The sequence below is a fragment of the Aliidiomarina shirensis genome (assembly GCF_003987345.1).
In the GTDB taxonomy this organism is placed as follows: domain Bacteria; phylum Pseudomonadota; class Gammaproteobacteria; order Enterobacterales; family Alteromonadaceae; genus Aliidiomarina; species Aliidiomarina shirensis.
On record NZ_PIPP01000003.1, the window covers coordinates 396131 to 417624 of the forward strand.

Genomic DNA, 21494 nt, shown 5'->3' on the forward strand with positions numbered 1-21494 from the left:
AAACGGTTGTAATGAAGCGCTAACGCGTGCGCTTGGCGCGTGGATGTGCTGCATCGTAAACATCGGCCAGGCGCTGAAAATCAAGGTGAGTATAAATCTGTGTGGTGCTCAAATTTGCGTGCCCCAACATTTCTTGTACCGCCCGCAAATCACTACTCGCTTCGAGCATGTGCGTAGCAAAACTGTGTCGTAACTTATGCGGGTGTAGATTATCAAATAAGCCTTGTTCCACGCCCCATTTCTTCAAACGTAATTGCACAGAACGCGGCGTTAAACGCCGCTGTTGTTTACTTAAAAATAAGGCGGCTTGATCACTTCCCGGCCAAGAACGGCGCTCTTTTAACCACTCGGTGAGCCAGTGCGCCGCCTCTTTTCCATAAGGCACAATACGGGTTTTACTGCCTTTACCAGTAACCCTAAGTTCGCGATCAGGTTGAATATCCGCAACATCCAGCGACACCAGCTCAGCCAACCGCAAGCCGCTGCTATATAGCAACTCAAACATCGCTCTATCACGCAACGCTAATGGTTCTTCGGCGGGGAATTCAAGCAACTGTAAAATACTATCAATATCGAGGTTCTTCGGTAGGCGTTTCGGTGCTTTAGGTGCCTTCACTACTTTTGCAGGATTCGCCTCAAGCTCGCCTCGGCTTACTAAGTAATCAAAAAAGGTTCGTAGCGCCGCTAGGCGTTGATGCAGAGTACTGGAGCCTGCACCTTCGCGCCGCCACTGCATAACTAAGTTTTCTACCGCTGCCACATCCACTTGCTGCCAAGTAGTTACTTCAGCTTTTGTAAGCGCTTTTAGTACTTGCGTTAGTTGCCGCTGATAACTTGCAACACTGTGCGCAGCGTAACCACGAACGTCGCTTAAATATTCGATGAAGCGGCGAACGTCGTTGGCTAACATTATTTTTTGCCTTGCACTTTCAATAGTGCCGGTAGCAAATAACCCAACAAACTTTGCAGCTGAGAAAGCAGTAAAAAATCCATCGACGGATCAAAATGCAACGGATCTTGGCTACCCACAATTAATAACCCCAGCTCGCCCTGTTCGCCGAGTTGCACCAGAGCAACCGATTGAATGTTGGCCTCATCTGCGAACAGTAACTTGTGCTCTTCTTTGGTGATTCGCCCTAAGTAAACGGAATTCTCATTAAAGCGGCGCGAGAGCAATTGTTTGTGCGTATCTGCGTGGAATTGGAATTTATCAGCAATTGGCAACGAATTATCACTAAACTTAAGATTCAGCGCCGAAAGGCCCATGTGCTCGCAAAATCCTTGCTCAAGAGCATGAACCGCCGCATCAAAATCGTGGGCTTGCAACAACTTTTGATACATTTCACTGTACTTACGAAACAGTTGCTCGTTGTGTTGTGCACGGCTCATTAAGGTCGTGATCTCATCTTCCAAACTCGCTACTTTATCGCGCAAAACTTTCTGCTGCCGCTCGATCAACGAAACGGAACCTTGCTGCTCGTGCTTTAAGTTAAGCCGCTGCAATACCCTCGGGTGTTGCTCAAAAAACTTGGGATTCCCTTCTAAATAATCCACAACAAGTTCGGCATCTAGTTGCGCAACGGCAGCATCTTCAGCTAATAAATCTTCTTTCTTCATAACGCAATTTGCCCATCGTATACATGCTCTGCTGGCCCTCGCATCCACAGCGAGCTCCCTTGTTCCCATGTAATGTCTAAGGTGCCGCCAGAAAGCGTAATAGCCACCGGCGACGTTAATTTATCTTGTAATATTCCCCACACCGCAGCGGCACAAGCGCCCGTACCACAAGCTTGAGTTTCACCTACGCCGCGCTCAAACACACGCAAGCGCGCACTATTTCCACTGGTGATCTGCATAAAGCCAACATTTGCACCTTCTGGGAAACGTTCATATTTCGTAAGTAACCCACCGGTTTCCGCCACTGTTGCTGTATCCACATCGTCAACCAACATCACGCAGTGCGGGTTGCCCATGCTTACCGCGCCCACCAGAAAGGTTTGTTCATTGGCTCGCAAAATATAAGTCGTTTCCGCTTTATTCGCTCGAAACGGTATCTGGCTGGGCTCCAATACCGGCTTACCCATATCCACACTCACCATGCCATCAGCTTCGAGGCGAATACGAATAACACCTTTTTTCGTACTGACACTAATCTCTTCTTTATTGGTTAGGCCTTTCATACGCACAAAACGCCCAAAGCAACGCGCTCCGTTTCCACATTGCTCTACTTCACTGCCATCAGCATTGAAAATACGATAATGGAAATCCACCTCGGGATCGTAAGGCGGTTCAACAATAAGCAACTGATCAAAGCCCACACCACAGTGCCGATCCGCTAATCGTGCGATCTGCTCGCGGTTCAGAAAAATATTCTGTGTAACACTATCAAGCACTACAAAATCATTGCCTAATCCGTGCATTTTCGAAAAATGAATCAGCATGCTTGTCCTTGATTACTCGCTGTTGCTATTACCTAATTAAAACTTATCACATCTTAGTAGCGTTCGTACTCGCATATTCTAAACGAGATTATTTTAACGACGTAGATGGAATCAGTGTTTCTCCGCGCCATACATCTTCCAATGTTTCCCGTGCACGTACCAAGTGCATTTGGGCGCCATCGATCATAACTTCCGCTGGTTTAGGCCGAGTGTTGTAATTTGAGCTCATCGTAAAACCATAGGCGCCAGCACTTTTAACCGCGAGTAAATCTCCAGAACGAACCTTCAGTGTTCGATTCTGCCCAAGGAAATCACCTGTTTCGCATACAGGCCCCACAACATCACCGGTGATAGCCGCGGTCGACGAGTTAGTTTCCACATTTACAATATTGTGGTGCGCCTGATAAAGCGCCGGCCGAAGCAAATCGTTCATACCGGCATCCACCATAATAAAATGCTTATGGCCGTTAAATTTTAGATATTCAACACGAGTAAGCAACACGCCAGCATTTGCTACAATTGCGCGGCCTGGCTCTAAATAAAGTGCCAAATGTGGATAATCTTGCAGGCGCTTCAACATAGCCTGAATATATTCGGCGACCTGCGGTGGCTGTTCATCGGTGTAAGTAACCCCCAAACCGCCGCCCATATCGATATGTCGAAGCGTAATACCATTCTCTTCCAAGGTATCGACCAAGGCTAACATTCGCTCCAGAGCCGCTAAAAACGGTTCTAACTCGGTAAGTTGCGAACCAATGTGGCAATCGGCGCCTACTATTTCGATACCCGGCAATACGGCTGCTCGTTGATACGTAGTCAACGCATTCTGCATTGGGATACCAAATTTATTATCTTCCAAACCTGTCGCTATATACGGATGCGTTTTTGCATCAACATCCGGGTTCACGCGCAACGATATCCGCGCCGTGGTATTCATAGCTGAAGCAATCTCGCTTATCCGCTCTAATTCAGCATCCGATTCTACGTTGAATTGGCCAATATCCTGAGTAAGTGCATAGCGAATTTCTGCATCGGATTTGGCAACACCCGAGAATACAATATTTGCAGGCTCACCACCGGCACGCAGCACGCGCGCAATTTCACCACCGGAAACCACGTCAAAACCAGCGCCAAGTTCGGCCAACACTTGCAACACGGCTAAGTTACTGTTCGCCTTAACCGCGAAACACACCTTATGCGGCGCTTCGGAATTCTCATTGAATAGTTGTTCACTAAACGCTTGCCAGTTCGCTGTGATTGCGGCCCGCGAATACACATAACAAGGTGTTGCAAATTTCTCCGCAACAGCTGGTAAAGCAACTTCTTCAAGGTGGAGTACACCCTTTACTTCTTTTATTATCGACATGGACTACCTGTTCTACGAAAAATTCTTGTTGCTCACCCAGTTGCCTAGATGTTTACCTGATTATCTGCCGGCTGCTCCTCTGGAGCAGGGGGTGCTGATTCCGGCTGGGTTTGCTGTTCAGGCTCAGGAATGAATAACGGGCCTTTTTGCCCGCACCCTGTCAACAAAACTAAGCTGAAAACTACGCTTGCCAGTATCTGTAGGTTCGTTCTCGTGCGTTTTTTCATGAGTCACGTTACACTAAAGCTAGAAAGAGCTTTATAATCGCATTCGCGTGCGCTTTTGTCACCCGTCAGAAGCAATGCACGCCAGATCTAACTGGTAAAATTGGATAATTAATGAGTATTACGCAAACGCTAACCATCGCTACACGAAAAAGCGCCCTCGCCCTGTGGCAAGCTGAGCACATTAAAGCGCGCCTAGAGACATTGCATACTGGTCTCACCGTGAAATTGCTACCCATGAGCACCCGCGGCGATGTGATCCTTGATACCCCCCTCGCGAAAATCGGCGGCAAAGGGCTTTTCGTAAAAGAGCTTGAAGTAGCCATGTTAGAAGGCCGCGCCGATATAGCCGTGCACTCAATGAAGGATGTGCCGGTAGATTTCCCTGAAGGTTTAGAGCTTGCCACTATTTGCCAGCGTGAAGATCCACGTGATGCCTTTGTATCGAACAACTACAGCAGCTTAGCCGACATGCCAGCAGGCTCGATAGTGGGTACGTGCAGCCTACGCCGCCGCTGCCAAGTAGCAGAGCAATTTCCGGATTTAGTAATCAAAGATTTACGCGGGAATGTTCAAACCCGTTTGCGCAAGCTTGATGAAGGGGAGTTCGATGCCATTATTCTCGCGGCTTCTGGTTTAAAGCGCTTAGAACTTCATGCGCGCATTACTGCTTGTCTTGAGCCAGAAACGTCGCTACCCGCAAACGGTCAAGGGGCTTTGGGTATTGAGTGCCGAAGCGATGATGAGCGCGTAAAAGCGTTGCTCGCGCCACTTGAAGATACGGAAACCCGCGCCTGTGTAAACGCCGAGCGAGCCATGAACCGGCGTTTAGAAGGAGGTTGCCAAGTACCTATCGGGGCTTATGCTGAATTAAATGGCGAAATACTGCATTTGCGGGGCTTAGTGGGGGCCATTGATGGCTCACGTATTATTCGCGATACGGTAGAGGGTGATATGAGAAATGCAGAAGCACTCGGTATTCAATTAGCCGAGAAACTTTTAGCCGCCGGTGCAGGCGAAATACTCGCGGCCGTTTACGCTGACTCAGAGGGTTAGCCCATGCGCCCGGGAATTTTGTTAATTCGCCCCGACCAACATAGCGATCCGCTAGAGTTGGCTTTGCGCGATTTGGGCTACCCGGTTTATCAACAAGCGGTAATTAAAATTGCCCCGCTTGCTGTTGATGCACAATCAATAGACGATTGGTGTTCTACACACTGGCATGGTGTGGTGGTTATTAGCCCTAACGCCGCCCGTATTTTTGCAAAACAGTTAGGCGAACAATCGTGGCCAGAGGCGGTTAATTACTACACGGTAGGCTCCGGTACCTGTGAAGTGCTGATGCCATTTTGCCAAAAGCCTATCACTTATCCGGCCGCGGGATATACCAGTGAGCATTTGTTAGCATTACCAGAACTTCAAGATTTAGCCGCGCAAAAATGGTTGCTTATCACCGGGAAGAATGGCCGCTCGCTGTTACCTGAAACATTAAGTGAGCGTGGTGCAGCCGTTACCATTGCAGAAGTTTATGAGCGTCAACCGAATCTCGAGGACCTACCTAAGGCGGAACCTCTATGGCGAGATAACGTCGAATACATTATGGTATCGAGCGTAGAGCAACTACGTTTGTTTTTCGAAAACATATCTGCGGCCACCAAACTATGGACGCAGCGTGTACAGTGGGTTGTGCCGGATGGCCGCGTAGCGAATCAACTTCTACAATTTGACGTGCCAAAAGAGCATATCCATGGCGCCAAAAATGCTACACCCGCAGCGCTTACGCATACTTTACAGTTAATCAGGGAATCGCAAGCTATGACCGCAAGTAACAGCGAAGAAAAAACAACCGCCCCTGCCACTAGCACCACCGGTAGCAGTAAAAGCGTGCGCTCTACAGCAAACCCAAAAGCCAGTAACAAACGAAACTGGTTTGCTAGTTTCCTTATTTTTATTCTTTTGTTATGCGTTCTTGTACTCGCTGCTGGCGGCTATTGGTTATGGCAACAACAACAGGTTTTAGCAAACCAAACAACAAGCCAGCTCACCTCAATTCAAGAACGTTTACAATTAGCTGAGCAAGAAGAACCGGCTCAACGTTCAAGTGATGTGCAGCAAGAGCTTGCAGCAATGCGCGAAGATATTCAGCAACAACTCGATGAGCAGTTCGCTAATGAACGACAAGCCCGAGAACGCGGATTACAGCGCATTGATAATTTGCGCCAAGACTCTATGGCTAGTTTGCAAACAGCCACCGACCAAAATGCACGGCAAATCACTCGGGTAAATGAAGAACTGCGCGCCAGCAATGCTCGGCAATCTTCGCATTGGCATCTTTTAGAGGCGTTCGACTTAGTTAGCGCCGCAATTCAACGGTTAAATTTTGAATACAATCGCAACGCGGCCTTAACCCTTCTAGGCCAAGCTGAATCATTACTCGCAGAAACAAATCCAGATGCGTATCAACAAGTAATTCGGCAGTTACAAAGCGATATTCAGATGATCGAAGAATTACCAGAGGTAAACACGCAAGAAATCGGCCTGCGCTTGCAAAGAATGCAGCCGGCCGTTCGCAGCCTACCTCTGGCACCGGGGTTTACCCTCACGACTACCGATGAAGAGCAGGATATTAGTACGGATGTAAGCAATTGGCGTGAGAACCTAGCACGAGCTTGGGAATCGTTTAGCAGTGATTTGGTAAAAGTTCAGCGCCACGATGGCGTCCCCATGCGCTTAGATAACGATCAACGCGCTCTGATTGTTAGCCGCATTGAGTTGCAACTGCAAATAGCTCAGCAAGCTGCTCTGAATCATCATGGTGATTATTATCGTAATACTATCGATGAGGCACTGCATCATATTGATGAGTTTTTCGATGTCGAACATCGCGATGTTATGCAGCTAAGAGCGGAGCTTAACGCACTGCGTGATTTACCTATCGAGCCAGACTACCCAACCGGTTTACTTTCTCACGCTATGCTGCGAGATCGCGTTGATAGTATTCGTAATTCTGGCAATGGAGGATGATACTGAGTGATTAAAGCCCTGTTTATTATACTTATTATTGCCGCTGGCTTGATTCTGGGGCCGCTATGGTCGGGCAGTTCAGGTTCGCTGATTCTACTCATTGGTAATTACAGCATTGAGATGAGCCTTGTTGTTGCCGCGATATTATTAGTACTTACCTTGCTGGTTGTTTGGTTATGTGAAGCCCTTATTCGGAAACTATTTTCCGGCCGCAAACTTACAGCTAATTGGTTTTTGAAACGCCGCGAGCAAAAAGCGCAGCAGCAGTTTGAAACTGCATTAACTGAATGGTTAAACAAGAACTACAAAGTTGCCGCTAGCGCTGCAGAGAGTGCAGCGCCTGGCCTAAAACGGCCTCAGCAGGGGTATCTTCTCGCGGCAGCAGCATGGCAATCTTTGAACAATAACAAAGAACAGCAACGGCTACTGAATTTAGCGCAGAATCAGGCTACTGATGCACTTTCCGTGCAGCTTGCAACGCTAGAAACAACAACTGATGCAAAGCAAGCACTTCAGCTTTCGCAAGCTTTATTGCAGGCACATCCAAAGCAGAATAACGTACTCCGAGCAACCGCTAATGCTCTGTATAAGCACCAACATCTACAATCGCTTCGCGAGCTTTTACCGGCATTACATGACCGCGAAATTTTGCCTGGAGCCCGTCTTGCTGAATACACCCGCGCCAGCTATCGCGCGTACTTTCATGCTGCCGGCACCGATAGCAATAAACTAAATGATGCATGGCGCGATTTGCCGAAGAAAATGCGCCGCAGCACGCCAGTACGGTTAGCTTATTTAGATACACTCACACAACGTGGGTTTGGTGCCCTTGCCGCGAAAGTTGCGGCACGCGGTATTCACTACCAAGTACTCACCGCTAGTGATTTATTGCAATACGATGCCCGTGATTGGCGAGAAACCGCCGCCATGCGCGATGAGATAGAGAAACAAGTGAAAGCACATCCGCAGCACCCGAATTGGTTGCTGCTACTGGCAATTGTTGCCATTCAGGAAGGCGACGCTTTACTTGCTGAGCGCGCTGCCGAAAAAGCGATCACTATCCGGCCAGATCGCCAAGCTTATCGTATTCTTGGTGAAGCGTTGTTCGCAAACCACCAGAAAGAAGCCGCTTTACAAGCCTTCCGGCAAGCAGCAAATTTCAAACAAGGGTAACGAAAGAGCGAGATGAGTTTATACCGGTTAAGTTGTCTGGTTATAGCCACAATAATAAGTTTCATACTTATTACACCTCAAGCTTTGGCAAATGAAACCGCCCAAGCACGCGTAAATGTGAGCATTGAAGGCGTTTCTGGGCGCGCAGCAAGCAATGTGCGCAATCGCCTGAGTATTTACGCATATCATCAACAAACTGCCCCCGGTGCCAGCCGCTTACGTTATCTGCATGAAATGGCCTACCGTGATATTCGAGCTGCTGTTACCCCCTACGGTTTCTATCAAATGGAACTGGATAGTTCGCTAGAGCTTCGTGACGGCGTATGGCAAGCAAATTATCGCATTACATTAGGGCCAGCGATAACTATTGCCGATGTTGATATTCAAGTTACCGGCGCTGGCGCCAATGATTCAACGTTTCCAAATTTAATTAATCGTTTAAATATAAGGCCAAACGCACAGCTTTTACATGCCGATTATGAACGCGCTAAATCACGGCTTCGCTCACTCGCAGCGGAACGAGGTTATTATGAAGCTCGCTTTGCCAAGCAAGAATTGCGAATCGACTTAGAAAGCTACACGGCAAGTATTGTTATTGAACTTGATTCGGGCCCGCGCTACCGCTTTGGCAAAGTAACCTTTACCGAAGGGCATCTGGATAATGATGTAATGGAACGCTTTGTTGATTTCGATAGCGGTGATTACATTAGCAGTAACGCGCTTTTAGAACTTCAGCTTGGGCTATCTGATAGTGATTATTTTAATCGTGTAGAGGTTCAGCCACTATGGCAAGAAGCGGATGATGAATACCGCGTGCCCGTAGAAATCGATTATGAGCCTATTCTACGAACCAACTATCAAACCGGTATAGGTTACGGAACCGATACCGGAGCGCGATTGCGTTTTGATTTAAACCGCCGCTGGGTGAATAGCCGCGGGCATCGTTTTAATTCGCAGATTCAGCTATCAGAAGCGCTTTCCAGTGTGGCCGGGAGTTACATTATTCCTGGTCGACGCCCGCAAACTGACCAGTACGCGGTGCGCGGCCTTTGGACCGACGAAGATACTGGCAATACCGAATCCGAGCGTGTTTCCTTGGGGGTAAGTTGGCAAACCCAGTTGAACCGAACTCAGCGTATTTTAGCCGTTGATTGGCTGAATGAGCGCGATAGGCTTGATGGTGAACGCCGCGATAGTTCGTTCCTTTTGCCGAGTGCGCAATGGACACGGGTACACACCGAGAACCGTCTAAATGTAGATGATGGATTTCGGCTAGCGCTCACCGTAAGAGGTGCAGCTGAACGTGTTTTTTCCGATGCCGATTTTGCCCAAGCTACTTTATCCGCGAAGATTATCCACCGAATGTCTGAGCGCTGGCGCTTTTTAAGCCGGGGCGAAGCCGGTACGTCAATGAGTAGTGATTTCGATAAAATCCCTACATCATTGCGCTTTTATGCCGGTGGTGATACCAGCATTCGAGGGTATTCATATCGCTCGGTTGGGCCACGAAATGATATGGATGAAGTAACCGGCGCTCGGCATTTACTGACCGGCAGCTTAGAAGTGGATTATGAATTCCGCACGAATTGGCGTTTCGCAGTATTTGTCGATAGTGGCAATGCTTTTGATGATATTGCGGAGCCTATGAAAACGGGTGCAGGCTTTGGCCTTCGGTGGCAAAGCCCCATAGGCCCGGTACGCATCGATTTAGCGCACGCATTCTCTGATCCGGGCGATGCCATTCGGCTACATCTAACCATAGGGCCTGATTTATGATGTTCTGGCGCTGGATGAAACGAACGCTTTATAGTTTATTAGCTTTGGTGATTATTTTTCTCACCGCAGTTACGCTGCTATTAACTACTCATACCGGTGGCAAATTAAGCCTCTATGTTGCTGAAAAATCACTACCGGGTACGCTTGAATACGATAGTTGGCAGGGCGCCATACTACGCGATTTCGAAATCACGGAATTACGTTATCGTGATGGTGATATTAATATTGAAATAGATTATTTGCAGTTGCGCTGGCGGCCGTGGCAATTATTAAAACGGCAACTACACGCCCGCGAAATCGAAATCAATGGTGCTCGCATGCAAATGCCTGAAAGCCAAGCACCCGTTGAATCCAATGAGCCGTTGTTTCCTATTGATTTGCCCGATATTCAGCTACCAATATCTATTCGCCTAGATCAGGTATTGCTCACTGATATTTCTTTTCAACAAGGTGCGCAAAAACAATACATAGAACGCGTGCAGATGCGCGGACGAACTCGTGGCGATACGATTCATCTGCATAGCTTCAGCCTCACCACGCCTGATTTCCACACTCAGTTGCACGGTACCTTTACGCCAGTTGGGAATTATCCGTTAAACCTAAATACATTAGTTAGGTTTGAACTTCCCGAGTACGGTTTTACCACCGCAGTGGGAAGCCTAAGCGGCAATACCGAGGCAGTACAACTTACTCAGCAAATAAGTGGCTTTGTAAGTGCCGAAATTGATGTTGAAGTAACGCAGCCGCTCACTGAAGATCTCGCGTGGAATGGCCTTATTCGGGTGTTGCAAAGCACCTCTGATGGGCTCATTCCTGATATCGACTGGTTGAACGCGAGCATTCAAGGCTCAGGTACACTTTCAACGGTAGCAGGCGAGTTTCGAGTTGAAGGGAAACACAAAGATCATGGTATTTTTGTGGCCAATTCCGAAGCAGCATTTGCCAATGAAACATTTAGCCTCGATTCGCTGTTTGTGCGCGCAGAGAAGTTAGGATTGATGCTCGATTGGACCGGCGAAGCAACGATTATTCCTGCTGAAAATATGGATGACACCGATATTCAAATGAGTATGGGTGGGCTCCTTCGTTTTCAGGATTACGTTGATGCCGATATCACTCTCGATTTACATGGAACACCTACCGAGCTGCATAATTTTAGCTTGCAAGCGCAATCGAATGAGAGCTCTTTGGCTTTAACGGGGAGCTTGAGCTGGGTTGATGAGATTCAGTGGGATGTAGCCTTTGATATTAATAACCTGGTACTTGATCGTTTCAACCCACAATGGCCAGGGTTGATAAATATAACACTCACAAGCTCTGGTAGCTGGGCGGCGGAAAACGCCGCTGATAACACGGATATCACCGTAAATTTAGCGAGCCTAGAAGGTGAGTTGCAAGGTGAGCCTATTGCCGTTTCAGGCAATTTACGTTGGGTTGGTGAGGACGTTACGATTCAGCAATTACTGGCAGAATGGGGTGAGCAGCAGCTTGCTGGCGACATTCACGCCAACCTTGCTAACACCACGGCGACACTGGATATTCAGGGCGAGAAACTCGTTTATGATAACTACTCTATCGCCGAAATTTCCGCTAATGTAATCGCTGATTGGTCTTTAAAAAATCTACCTACCGGCACGGTAAAAGTAAGTAATGTTGCTCAAAATGAGCAAACGCTTATTAATAACTTAAACTTAGATCTCACTCAGCAAACCAATACACATAGTATCGCGCTGCAAGGCAACGCGTTTGAAACAGACGTTGCTTTAGAATTTACCGGCGAATGGCAGGCTATGCAGTGGCAAGGGCAAATTGAAGCGTTCAACTTTGCCAGTGAGCAATTTGAAAATTGGCGTTTAGAAAATACTGCGCAAGCCACTTTTAGCCAAACGCTTATTGAGGTTGATCAGTTCTGCATTAATAACGAAACACGTAATGCGGGCTTCTGTTTAGAAGCTGATTGGAGTTTAGCAACCCAAAAGGGAAATATTGAAGCCCGAGTGGATAGTTTACAGCTATCGTTAATGCAACCGATTATCCAGCAGTTCATGGAAGATGAGTTAGATATCACAGGCTCCGTGAACGCAAATATTATGGTTCTCATTGAAGAAAACGAGTTGGAAATAGATAGTGTTGTGAATATTTCCGATTCAACCATCGGATTGCCCCAACAAGATCTCGAATTTCGAGTGAGCGCCAGTGAGCTACTTCGCGTGCAAGGGAATCAAGATCAATTAACCGCATACTTGGATTTGCGAGCCCGTGATTTAGAAGGTGGTGTTAAAGGCGAGCTGGTTATTAACGATGCCCTTAATTTCGGCGATGTTGCCGGTAACGTGAATGTACAGTTGGAAAATTTAGCTATCGTTTCGGTTCTGGTACCTCAGTTACAAGCTGTTGAAGGCCGAATAAACGGTGAGTTAGGCATCGGAGGAAGACTTTCCGGGCCTATCATTACGGGCTATCTGGAAGTTCTTGAGGCCGGCGGTGAGGTTCCAGCAGCAGGTATTCGAGTAACCAATCTGAATGTTCGGCTCGATGCTCCCGGTGAAGTTGGTGAGCCTTTCAGCCTCAGTGCGCAGGCACGATCAGGGCAAGGCTCGATTAATATCGATGGCCGCTATTTTTTCACTGAACAACAAGCCGATGTACAAATTCGTGGCGAGAATTTTCAGGCGATGCAAACTCGAGAGCTACAGGTGAGCATCAGCCCTAATCTTGATCTCAGCTATTCAGCTGAGGGTTTGCGTGCACGCGGGGAACTGACAGTGCCAAGCGCTTTAATTACCCCGCCAGATATTGAAACGATCGATAGTTCATCGCGCGATACCGTTATTGTTCGGGGCGAAGAAACCGTGTTTAGCTTCGAAGAAGAGAGTTTGCCGATTGATGCAGATATACAAGTAATTCTTGGCAACAACGTTCGGGTTGAAGCGTTTGGCTTCGATGGCCGCCTAGAAGGCAGATTGCGCGTGCGTGAGCAGCCGGGGCAACCTACATCAGCCGTAGGCACGATAAACGTCGCCACGGGCCGCTACGAAATTTTCGGGCAGCCACTCGATATCGATCGCGGTAACTTCACCTTTACGGGTGGCGCCATTGATAATCCAGGCCTCGATCTACGCGTTTCTCGTTCCGTTGAAAGTGAAAATGTAAGTGTAGGTGCGCGCATTGGCGGTTCGTTAAGAGAGCCGAATTTAACCTTCTTCTCCACGCCCGCTATGCAAGATAGTGCTATTCTCTCGTATTTAATTTTGGGCCGCGCCCCCGGTGCTGATTCTGGCGAGGCGAATGTATTTGCACAAGCTACGCTCGCTCTAGGCATGCAAGGTGGAAACTTTATCGGGGAGCAGCTCGGGCAAGCGCTAGGTGTAGACGAAGTAATGCTCGATTCAACCGGTGATAATTTAGAAAACACATCTCTATTTATCGGAAAGCACTTGTCGTCACGGCTCTACGTTAAATATGGTATCGGCTTAATTGAGCCTGTGAATACATTTTTTATTCGCTATCGCTTAACCGACCACCTGCATTTTGAAACACAAACCAGTGGTGAGCACAGTGGTGCTGATATCTTTTATAGTATCGAACGTTAATGTGAATAACGAACAGGCAATAAAAAGGCTGATTCCGTTGCACAACGAAATCAGCCTTTTTTATTCATCATAGATTTGCGTATTAATAATCGCTGCTATTTACCGCATCAATCACACCGCAAGCAATACGAGCGCCTGCATCACCAGTGGGCTGTGAAGATAAATCATCAGCCTGAGCATGGATAACTACTGCTTTCCCTAGAATGCGGTTTTCACCCTCTAGCTCCAGCTTGTGATCTACATGCTCTAGATGTGCCATACCGGACGCATCAGAATCTAAATTCCCTAAATCACCTACATGGCGTTCATCACTATCTGGCGCGCCGTGATCACGATTATGCGGGTTAAAATGGCCGCCCGCTGATGTTGCATCTGGCGCACTGCAATCACCGAATTCGTGTACGTGGAAGCCGTGAGTACTGTTTGCAGGTAAACCTTCAACGTGGGCCATAACCATTACACCATCATCGTCGTAGGTGAACGTTACCGAGCCGTAAACGTCTTCATTACCTTCAGTTCCACGCAATTCAGCAACAAAACCATCTGCCATAGCCGATTCTCCATGGCCTGCAGCAACTTGCTGTTCACTGACATCAGCTACTGCCTCTTCCGGCGCACTTTCGGGTGCTACATTTGTTTCGCCGCCGCACGCAGATAAAAAAACTGCCGCAGAAGCGGCAGTTAGCATTGTTTTAAATTTCATGCCGTACCTCCTTTGTTAGGAGATAACCTTACCATGAACTGGGCTAATAGCCATAGGCTGTTGGCGAATTCGCGCTTTCTTTAACTTTTGCAAAATCGCTGGCGGCATTCCTTTTGGCAACTGCACAGTAGTGTGTGTTGCGAAAAGTTGAATTTCACCAATGTAACGGCTATCCATATCCGCTTCATTTGCAATAGCGCCAACCACATCACCCGGGCGCGCACCATGTTCAGTACCTACCGACAAACGGTACGTATCGAACTCAATGTTCGCATCACGGCGTGGCTTGCGCTCACGGCGCTCGGCACCACCACGGTCACTGCGCTCACCAGCTCGCTCTGGGCGTTTGCCACGAGCATTGCGGTCACCACGATCACTGCGGTCGTTACGGCCACGATCAGCACCTACACTGCGTTCTTTGCGATCAAACTTCGGCTTCGGCTCATCTTTCACGATAAGTGGACGCGTTAATTGATATTCATATAGAAGCGCTGCCGCCATTTCTTCAACCGACATTTCTGTTGCCGCAGTCATTTGCTCAACCAATGAAGCCATAGCTTTCATTGCTGGCTCTTGAGCGCGGGCTAAAATTTTAGCTTGCGCTTGTTCAATACGTAACTTAGATAACTCACGGCCTTGTGGCACGTTAATCATCTCAATCGTACCATTCGTTGCACGCTCGTAGCGCTTCAATAAATGCATTTCACGTGGGCGCGCAAATGAAATCGATTCACCTGAGCGGCCAGCACGGCCGGTACGGCCAATGCGGTGAACGTAAGATTCAGCATCTTGCGGTAAATCGTAGTTAATAACGTGCGTAACACCGGGTACATCTAAGCCACGAGCAACAACATCGGTACCAACAAGTATACGAATTTTACCAGATTTCAACTGGCTAACCGTTGATTCACGTTGTTCTTGGCTCATATCGCCGTTCAAGCCAGCGGCTTTAAAGCCTTGTTCACGTAAACCAGCAGATACGGTTAACGTATCGTTACGAGTACGAACGAAAACGAGCACTAACTGATAATCGATTGATTCAAGCAAACGCTCAAGCGCCGCATCTTTCGTCATGCCTTGAACTTTCCAAGCTTTCTGAGCAATGTTTGCTTTCGTTGCTTGCGTAGATTCAATTTTTACATGTACCGGATCAGTTAAGAACTTGTTCGCAATTTTACGAATTTGCGGAGGCATGGTTGCTGAAAACAAAGCACGTTGAGCTGTATCTGGAACCTGTTCCATGATCCACTCAATGTCTTCAACGAAGCCCATGTTAAGCATCTCATCAGCTTCATCAAGCACGGCCATTTTCAAAGCGCTTAGATCTAAGCTGCCTTTACGAAGATGATCCATCAAGCGTCCAGGTGTACCCACAACGATTTGGGCACCACCGCGAAGTGATTTAATTTGCGGGCCGTACGAAGAACCACCATAAATGGTAGCTACGTTCAAACCCTTCATGTATTTACCCATCGCTTCGATTGATTCAGCAACCTGAATCGCTAATTCACGAGTAGGGGCAACTACTAAAAGTTGAGCACCACGAACACGAGTATCGATATTCGCTAAGGCAGGCAAACCAAATGCGGCCGTTTTACCGGTACCGGTTTGCGCTTCACCAAGTACATTTTTCTTAGCCAACAATCCAGGAATAGCCTGCTGCTGGATAGGAGTAGGGGTATCAAAACCTAACTCAGAAATTGCACGTAAGATTGGCTCTGGTAATTCCAAAGCAGAAAAAGTATTAAATTCAGACATATTTGTCCCACTATCAAAGCTCCGCGCTAAATTGGCGGAAACATTTTAAATAATCAGACTCGGTAAACAGATCGCACACTCATGTACATCAACATGTTTGCTTGCGTTGTTGCTTGCGCTATACAAGCTTCTGCAATATTGCGATGGCAGACCAAGGCTGGGCATTGGCGTTATCTTTGAAGATAACGCAACCGACAACTGCCCCTTAGACCCTGTTCTCATGTGAACGGATATAGCTTTTAAGCCATATCGTTTTTAGTGTTGTCAGGCGTTTAAAGCCTGCAAGATAGGGGACCACTGTCAATCAAACTGTTTAGCTCTAACTAAACAGGCGCGCAGTATAACAGGATTTCTAGAAAAGTATTGTTGTTTGTTTGTTAGTAGCTATTAGTCAAGATTACGCACTTGATGAATAATAATTAGCTATATGCGCGATAACGCGCAGACGCTTCTCGGAAATAGGTAAATAGTGGCGCCTGACGGGCCTTTTATATGTGGCCGCCGGATTGAACTTCGCAACTATACCGAGAGGAATTATCAAATGCACCCTAAATTATCTAACTTTTCCAGAGCTCACAAATGGCTAATGTTGGCAGTAGCATGCACATTTCTAGCTGCTTGTGGTGACGATGGTCGTGATTCGATCCTCGGTATTGATGACAATGTAGCGCTACCTCCAACGGTAACAGTTGTGGCTCCCGCAAATAACTCAACCGATGTGGCAGTAAATAGTACCGTGATAACCGCACAGTTCAGTGAGGCAGTGGATCCAATTACAGCAGCGAACTTCATATTAGTTTGTTCAAGTCCATGCAGCTCACCAACCGGAACCGTTGCAATGAACGCAGCAAATACCGTGGCAACATATACGGTAGCAAATCCTACAGAGCTAGATGAGCTCACCTTATATACTGCAACGATCACTAGTGCCACCAGTGTTCGTACTAATTTATCACTTGCTCAGCCTTTTGAATGGCAGTTTACAACTGCTGAAGCGCTTGATACCACTCGTCCGCAAGTCACCTCTACAAAGCCTCTAACAGCATCGCCAGAGCCAGCTTCAAACGTTCCTGTAAATACTACTGTTTCCGCTGTCTTTAACGAAGACATGTTAGCGTCAACAATTACTAGTAGTAATTTTACAGTTACCTGTGCGGCACCTTGCGTATCACCAATAGGAACTGTGTCCTACGATTCCTCTACGCACAGCGCCACCTTCACGGCGGATGAAAATTTAGAGTTTGAAGCCACGTATACTGCAACAATTACAAGCTCCGTAACTGATCTTGCAGGCAATCAATTAGCGGGTAATCAAGGTTCGGCTGATACTGAAAGTGACTACACTTGGCAGTTTGTTACCGGCACAACAGTCGATACTACGCGCCCCCGCGTTACTATCACCGTGCCTACCACCACGAATCCTGGTCCTACCGATGAAGTGCCTGTGAATACGGGTATTACAGCAGTATTTAGCGAAGATATGCTAGCTACTACGATTAATGAAAATAGCTTTACGGTCACCTGTGAAGAGCCTTGTATATCACCTGTAGGTACTGTGAATTACGTTGTCGCCTCGCGCAGTGCAGTGTTTTCGCCTGAGGACAACTTAGAAGAAGACGTTACCTACACAGCAACGATCGAACAGACGGTTACTGATGTGGCCGGCAATCTACTTGCTGGAAACCAAGCACCAGCAACAAACGCCAGCGATTATATCTGGGCATTTACCACAGTAGCGCCAATACCTGCTGATAATATCTCCGTGCAATCAACAGAGCCGATGTATAACGGAATGATCGCGGTTTGTCCAAGCGCGAGTATTAATGCAACATTTGAGATTCCTTCTGGTACTCGGCTTGATCCAAATACAGTTAACCATTCCACATTTATAATTTTTGAGGACGCTGACCCAGCAAATACAATTGTCGCCGATTCAATCCAACTCGATTTAGACACCGGTACCATTGCAACCTTCACTCCACAGAACCAGCTTGCAGAAAATATAACATACCGGGCTACCATCAAAAGTGGAGCAAATGGTGTGAAAGATCTAATGATTCCTGGCAATGAGATGGTTGAAGACTACGTTTGGATTTTCACTACTGAGCCACCAACAGAGAGTTGTTTAGAACCGGCAAATCTTCGTACCGTGGAGCCTTTTGGTAGCTTTGGCGGTATCTCTGGAATAACAAACCAAGGCCTGTTAACGGTTATCAATGGTGATTTAGGCACAATCGCAGCATCTACTTTAATAACGGGTTTCGTTTCTGAACCTGGCTGTGAGTACACCATCACCACGTTAAATGAAGGTAAGGTTAACGGTAAAATCTACACTGCGCCGCCGCCACCTACCGTTGCATGCCCGCAAGATGGCACTGCAGTAACTGAAGCGATTGCTATTCAGGCACGCCTTGATGCAGAAGCCGCTTATCTATCACTTACACCTGCCAATATGCCCGGCGGCCAAAACCCGGGTAATGAAAATCTAGGCAACCTTACACTCGCCCCTGGTATTTATACCGCACAAAGTGGTGCTTTTAGTATTCAAGGCGGTGATTTAACACTAGATGCGCAAGGCAACCAAAATGCAGTTTGGGTGTTTCAAATGGCTACTACCTTAACGGTTGGCGGGCCAGGCGCTGATTTCCCACAAAGCGTTATTCTGGTAAACGGTGCTCAAGCGAAAAATATTTTCTGGCAAGTAGGCAGTGCAGCCACAATTAATGCCGCTGGTGGCGGAACGATGAAAGGCACCATTATTGCGCAAGAAGGCGTCAGCATATCCACCTCTGGAAACGTCAATATAGTGACCTTAGATGGTCGGGCATTATCTCTAGGTGCTTCTGTGACTATGGTAAATACCGTGGTTAATGTACCAGCAGAGTGATAGCCCAAACTAACAAGGTTGCAGAGAGGTTTAATATGAAAACGAATAAAATTACACAGTCGATTGCTACAGCAATTGGTGCGTTTACTCTAATAGGTATGGCTATTCCTGCTGCGGCGGAAGAACAAACCGGCTGGTACTTAGGTGCCGGAGGTGGTAACGCGCGAGCAACTATCGCTAGAGATAAGATTGTTGCCGATTTGATGAACTCAGGCTACGAAACAACTGAATTCCGGTCCGATAATAAGGACTTTGGCTTCAAACTTTTTGGGGGTTATCAATTTAATCGCTATATAGCCCTTGAAGGTGGTTACTTCGATCTTGGTAAGTTTAATTATACAGCAGATACAAATCCTGTTGGCACTGCCGCTGGAGAGCTAGGATTTAATGGCTGGAATCTTGATGTTGTTGGTTTAATGCCAATCACCGAACGTTCATCGTTATTTGCTCGAGTAGGCGCTCATAATAGTAAGTCATCCGTTAACTTTGTCGGTACAGGTGCGGTAAACATTCTTACCCCAAGTTTTCGTAAAAACAGCACCGACTATAAATTTGGCGTTGGCTACGAATATAACGTAACAGACACCATATCACTGCGCTTAGAAGCTGAACGGTATCGAATGGATGACGCTGTAGGCAACCACGGAGATATCGATTTCTATTCCGTTAGTGTTTTGTATCGCTTCGGTGGTAGAGCAACCTCAGAACTTTCTTCTGCAACTCCGGCTCCTGTTGTGAAACAAGTTCATGTTGAGCCTGTATCCGCGTCTAAGCAGTATTGTAGCGCGTTGGAAGTTCAGTTTGAGATCGCTAACAATGATATTCAACGCGTTGACCGCGAGCGTATTTTGGTTCTAGCTACATTCTTAGATAAATACCCAGAAACTAACGTTCATATAGAAGGGCACTCAGATAATGTCGGTGGGAATGCAGATAATCTTCGTTTATCGCAACAACGTGCACAGAGTGTTCTGGATTACCTAATCAATGAGCATAGCATTAGCAGTGAGCGTCTTAGTGCTACCGGCTACGGAGATACTCGTCCGGTTGCAGATAATAGTACAGAAGCTGGTAAGCAAGCCAACCGTCGTATCAATGCAGTGATTGATTGTGCAACCGATATTGATGGCTTGGAACCGCTTCCGGCGCGCTTAACACTAGCCATGGAACTTGAGTTTGACACTGATGGCGCAACAATCGACCCGAAATATCATGAGAAGTTGGGTAGTGTTGCTGAGTATATGATTAACAATCCGAATCTCAATGCTACGCTTGAAGGGCATACCGACAATACCAGCCCTGCAATCGCACAGCGAGTTTCACAGGAGCGCGCTCAAAGCGTTGCAAATTACTTGGTAACGCACTTCAACATTACACCGTCGCGCCTTCATGTAGAAGGTTTCGGTGCCAGCCGCCGAGATAACTACAATATAACGGCTTCAGGTCGACAAGAAAATCGACGAGTGAACATCATACTAAGTTATCCGAAATAAACTTAAAGCAAGTCCCTCTTGTGTGTCTGGCAATTATTGTCAGGCACACTTTTTTAAGGTAGATAATGAAGCAGCCGATCACATTCCGTTTTTACGACTTGATAGCATTCACAACTTAATTTTTCTAATTTTGTTCGAGCCAAAATAGTTAAACGACCGCGATGATATTCAATAATCCCAAGCTTTTGCAGTTTACCTGCAGCTATCGCCACTCTCTCTCTTCGCACACCCAACATACTTGCAATTAACTCTTGGGTCATTATGAGGACGTTTGATGGGGTTCTATCAAGCGATAACAATAACCAGCGACATAATTGCTGCTCAATTGAATGATGACGATTACACACAGCCGTTTGAGCCATCTGCGTCATCAATGATTGCGTGTAGCGCAAAAGAACACCATGAAAATCACCATGCCTAAGAAACTCTTGCTTTAATATGCCCCCTGGAAGCTGATACGCATTGCCGGAACTTTGAACCACCGCACGATTCGGCATACTCTCGCCGCCCATGAACAAAGCAATACCAATTATCCCGTCATTGCCAATAACGGACATCTCTGCAGAGTCGCCGTTTTCCATAATATAAAGTAGGGAAATAACCGAATTAGTTGGAAAAAAAACATGCTTAAGCTCATCGCCAGATTCATACAGACATTGGCCTAGCTGTAATTTAACTAAACGAAGATGGGGTGTAAATCGGGCGATAATTTCTGCCGGAAGAGAAGCGAGTAAATGATTTTGTTCTGGTGATGAAATAGGGTAATCACCGTTTACCATTTGCTTAATTGAATGCAATAGGGCTCCTTGTGTAGCGCTTTAAAAGGGAGCTAGATAGTAGACCTATAAACTGTATTTGTATGTAGCACTCCAACAATAAAATCTGACCAAACGAAAAAACCCCAGCCTTTTGGGCTGGGGTTTCTGTCGTAATAGGAGCCTGGCGGTGTCCTACTCTCGCATGGGGAGGCCCCACACTACCATCGGCGCTGACATGTTTCACTTCTGAGTTCGGAATGGATTCAGGTGGTTCCACGTCGCTATGGCCGCCAGACAA

The 21494-nt window shown here is 47.1% G+C and carries 15 protein-coding genes and 1 rRNA gene; 7 read left to right on the forward strand and 9 right to left on the reverse strand.

The features are described from left to right. Positions 1–19: 19 nt before the first annotated feature. The 5 genes from xerC to lptM all read right to left on the reverse strand — a co-directional run bounded on the left by xerC (position 20) and on the right by lptM (position 4034). A complete protein-coding gene (gene xerC, locus CWE13_RS09130; RefSeq protein WP_126807945.1) occupies positions 20–910 on the reverse strand; it encodes a tyrosine recombinase XerC in 891 nt (296 codons plus the stop codon). Then, positions 910–1617 (reverse strand): DUF484 family protein, encoded by a 708-nt coding sequence (locus CWE13_RS09135; protein ID WP_126807947.1) that lies wholly within the window; start codon positions 1615–1617, stop codon positions 910–912. Before CWE13_RS09135 ends, xerC begins: the two co-directional genes overlap by 1 nt. Continuing rightward, on the reverse strand, positions 1614–2438 hold the full coding sequence (gene dapF, locus CWE13_RS09140; protein WP_126808009.1) for a diaminopimelate epimerase: 825 nt from the start codon (positions 2436–2438) through the stop codon (positions 1614–1616). The genes CWE13_RS09135 and dapF overlap by 4 nt, the downstream gene beginning before the upstream one ends. Positions 2439–2529: 91 nt before the next feature. Continuing rightward, positions 2530–3807, reverse strand: a complete 1278-nt coding sequence (gene lysA / locus CWE13_RS09145; protein WP_126807949.1) for a diaminopimelate decarboxylase — start codon at positions 3805–3807, stop codon at positions 2530–2532. A 44-nt stretch (positions 3808–3851) separates the two neighbouring features. Continuing rightward, positions 3852–4034 (reverse strand): LPS translocon maturation chaperone LptM, encoded by a 183-nt coding sequence (lptM, locus tag CWE13_RS12755; protein ID WP_126807951.1) that lies wholly within the window; start codon positions 4032–4034, stop codon positions 3852–3854. A 117-nt stretch (positions 4035–4151) separates the two neighbouring features. On the opposite strand from lptM, the gene hemC reads away from it, so the two are divergent. The 5 genes from hemC to CWE13_RS09175 all read left to right on the forward strand — a co-directional run bounded on the left by hemC (position 4152) and on the right by CWE13_RS09175 (position 13597). Continuing rightward, complete coding sequence (gene hemC, locus CWE13_RS09155; protein WP_198677939.1) at positions 4152–5087, forward strand: hydroxymethylbilane synthase; 936 nt, start codon at positions 4152–4154, stop codon at positions 5085–5087. A gap of 3 nt (positions 5088–5090) precedes the next feature. Then, positions 5091–7055: a uroporphyrinogen-III C-methyltransferase gene (locus CWE13_RS09160; protein ID WP_126807955.1), complete on the forward strand. Its 1965-nt coding sequence runs from the start codon at positions 5091–5093 to the stop codon at positions 7053–7055. 6 nt (positions 7056–7061) lie between these two features. Next, on the forward strand, positions 7062–8228 hold the full coding sequence (locus tag CWE13_RS09165) for a heme biosynthesis HemY N-terminal domain-containing protein (protein WP_126807957.1): 1167 nt from the start codon (positions 7062–7064) through the stop codon (positions 8226–8228). Between the two features lie 117 nt (positions 8229–8345). Continuing rightward, the gene (locus CWE13_RS09170) at positions 8346–10004 is read left to right on the forward strand and encodes an autotransporter assembly complex protein TamA (RefSeq protein ID WP_198677932.1); all 1659 of its coding nucleotides are present in this window, start codon (positions 8346–8348) and stop codon (positions 10002–10004) included. 14 nt (positions 10005–10018) lie between these two features. Continuing rightward, positions 10019–13597 carry a translocation/assembly module TamB domain-containing protein gene (locus tag CWE13_RS09175; RefSeq protein ID WP_157980954.1) on the forward strand — a complete coding sequence of 1193 codons (3579 nt, stop codon included), beginning with the start codon at positions 10019–10021 and terminating at the stop codon, positions 13595–13597. Between the two features lie 82 nt (positions 13598–13679). On the opposite strand, the gene CWE13_RS09180 is transcribed toward CWE13_RS09175, so the two are convergent. Then, positions 13680–14300 (reverse strand): superoxide dismutase family protein, encoded by a 621-nt coding sequence (locus CWE13_RS09180; protein ID WP_126807962.1) that lies wholly within the window; start codon positions 14298–14300, stop codon positions 13680–13682. Positions 14301–14315: 15 nt separating this feature from the next. Next, a complete protein-coding gene (locus tag CWE13_RS09185; protein WP_126807964.1) occupies positions 14316–16058 on the reverse strand; it encodes a DEAD/DEAH box helicase in 1743 nt (580 codons plus the stop codon). Positions 16059–16599: 541 nt separating this feature from the next. Between CWE13_RS09185 and CWE13_RS09190 the strand changes: the two genes are divergently transcribed. Together CWE13_RS09190 and CWE13_RS09195 are read left to right on the forward strand one after the other, a co-directional pair. Next, a complete protein-coding gene (locus tag CWE13_RS09190) occupies positions 16600–18945 on the forward strand; it encodes an Ig-like domain-containing protein (RefSeq protein ID WP_126807966.1) in 2346 nt (781 codons plus the stop codon). A 35-nt stretch (positions 18946–18980) separates the two neighbouring features. After that, positions 18981–20438, forward strand: a complete 1458-nt coding sequence (locus CWE13_RS09195; RefSeq protein WP_126807968.1) for an OmpA family protein — start codon at positions 18981–18983, stop codon at positions 20436–20438. A gap of 53 nt (positions 20439–20491) precedes the next feature. Here CWE13_RS09195 and CWE13_RS09200 read toward each other — a convergent pair whose 3' ends face one another. Beyond that, complete coding sequence (locus tag CWE13_RS09200) at positions 20492–21217, reverse strand: Crp/Fnr family transcriptional regulator (RefSeq protein WP_126808011.1); 726 nt, start codon at positions 21215–21217, stop codon at positions 20492–20494. A gap of 158 nt (positions 21218–21375) precedes the next feature. After that, a 5S ribosomal RNA gene (gene rrf / locus CWE13_RS09205) occupies positions 21376–21491 on the reverse strand. Positions 21492–21494: the final 3 nt, after the last annotated feature.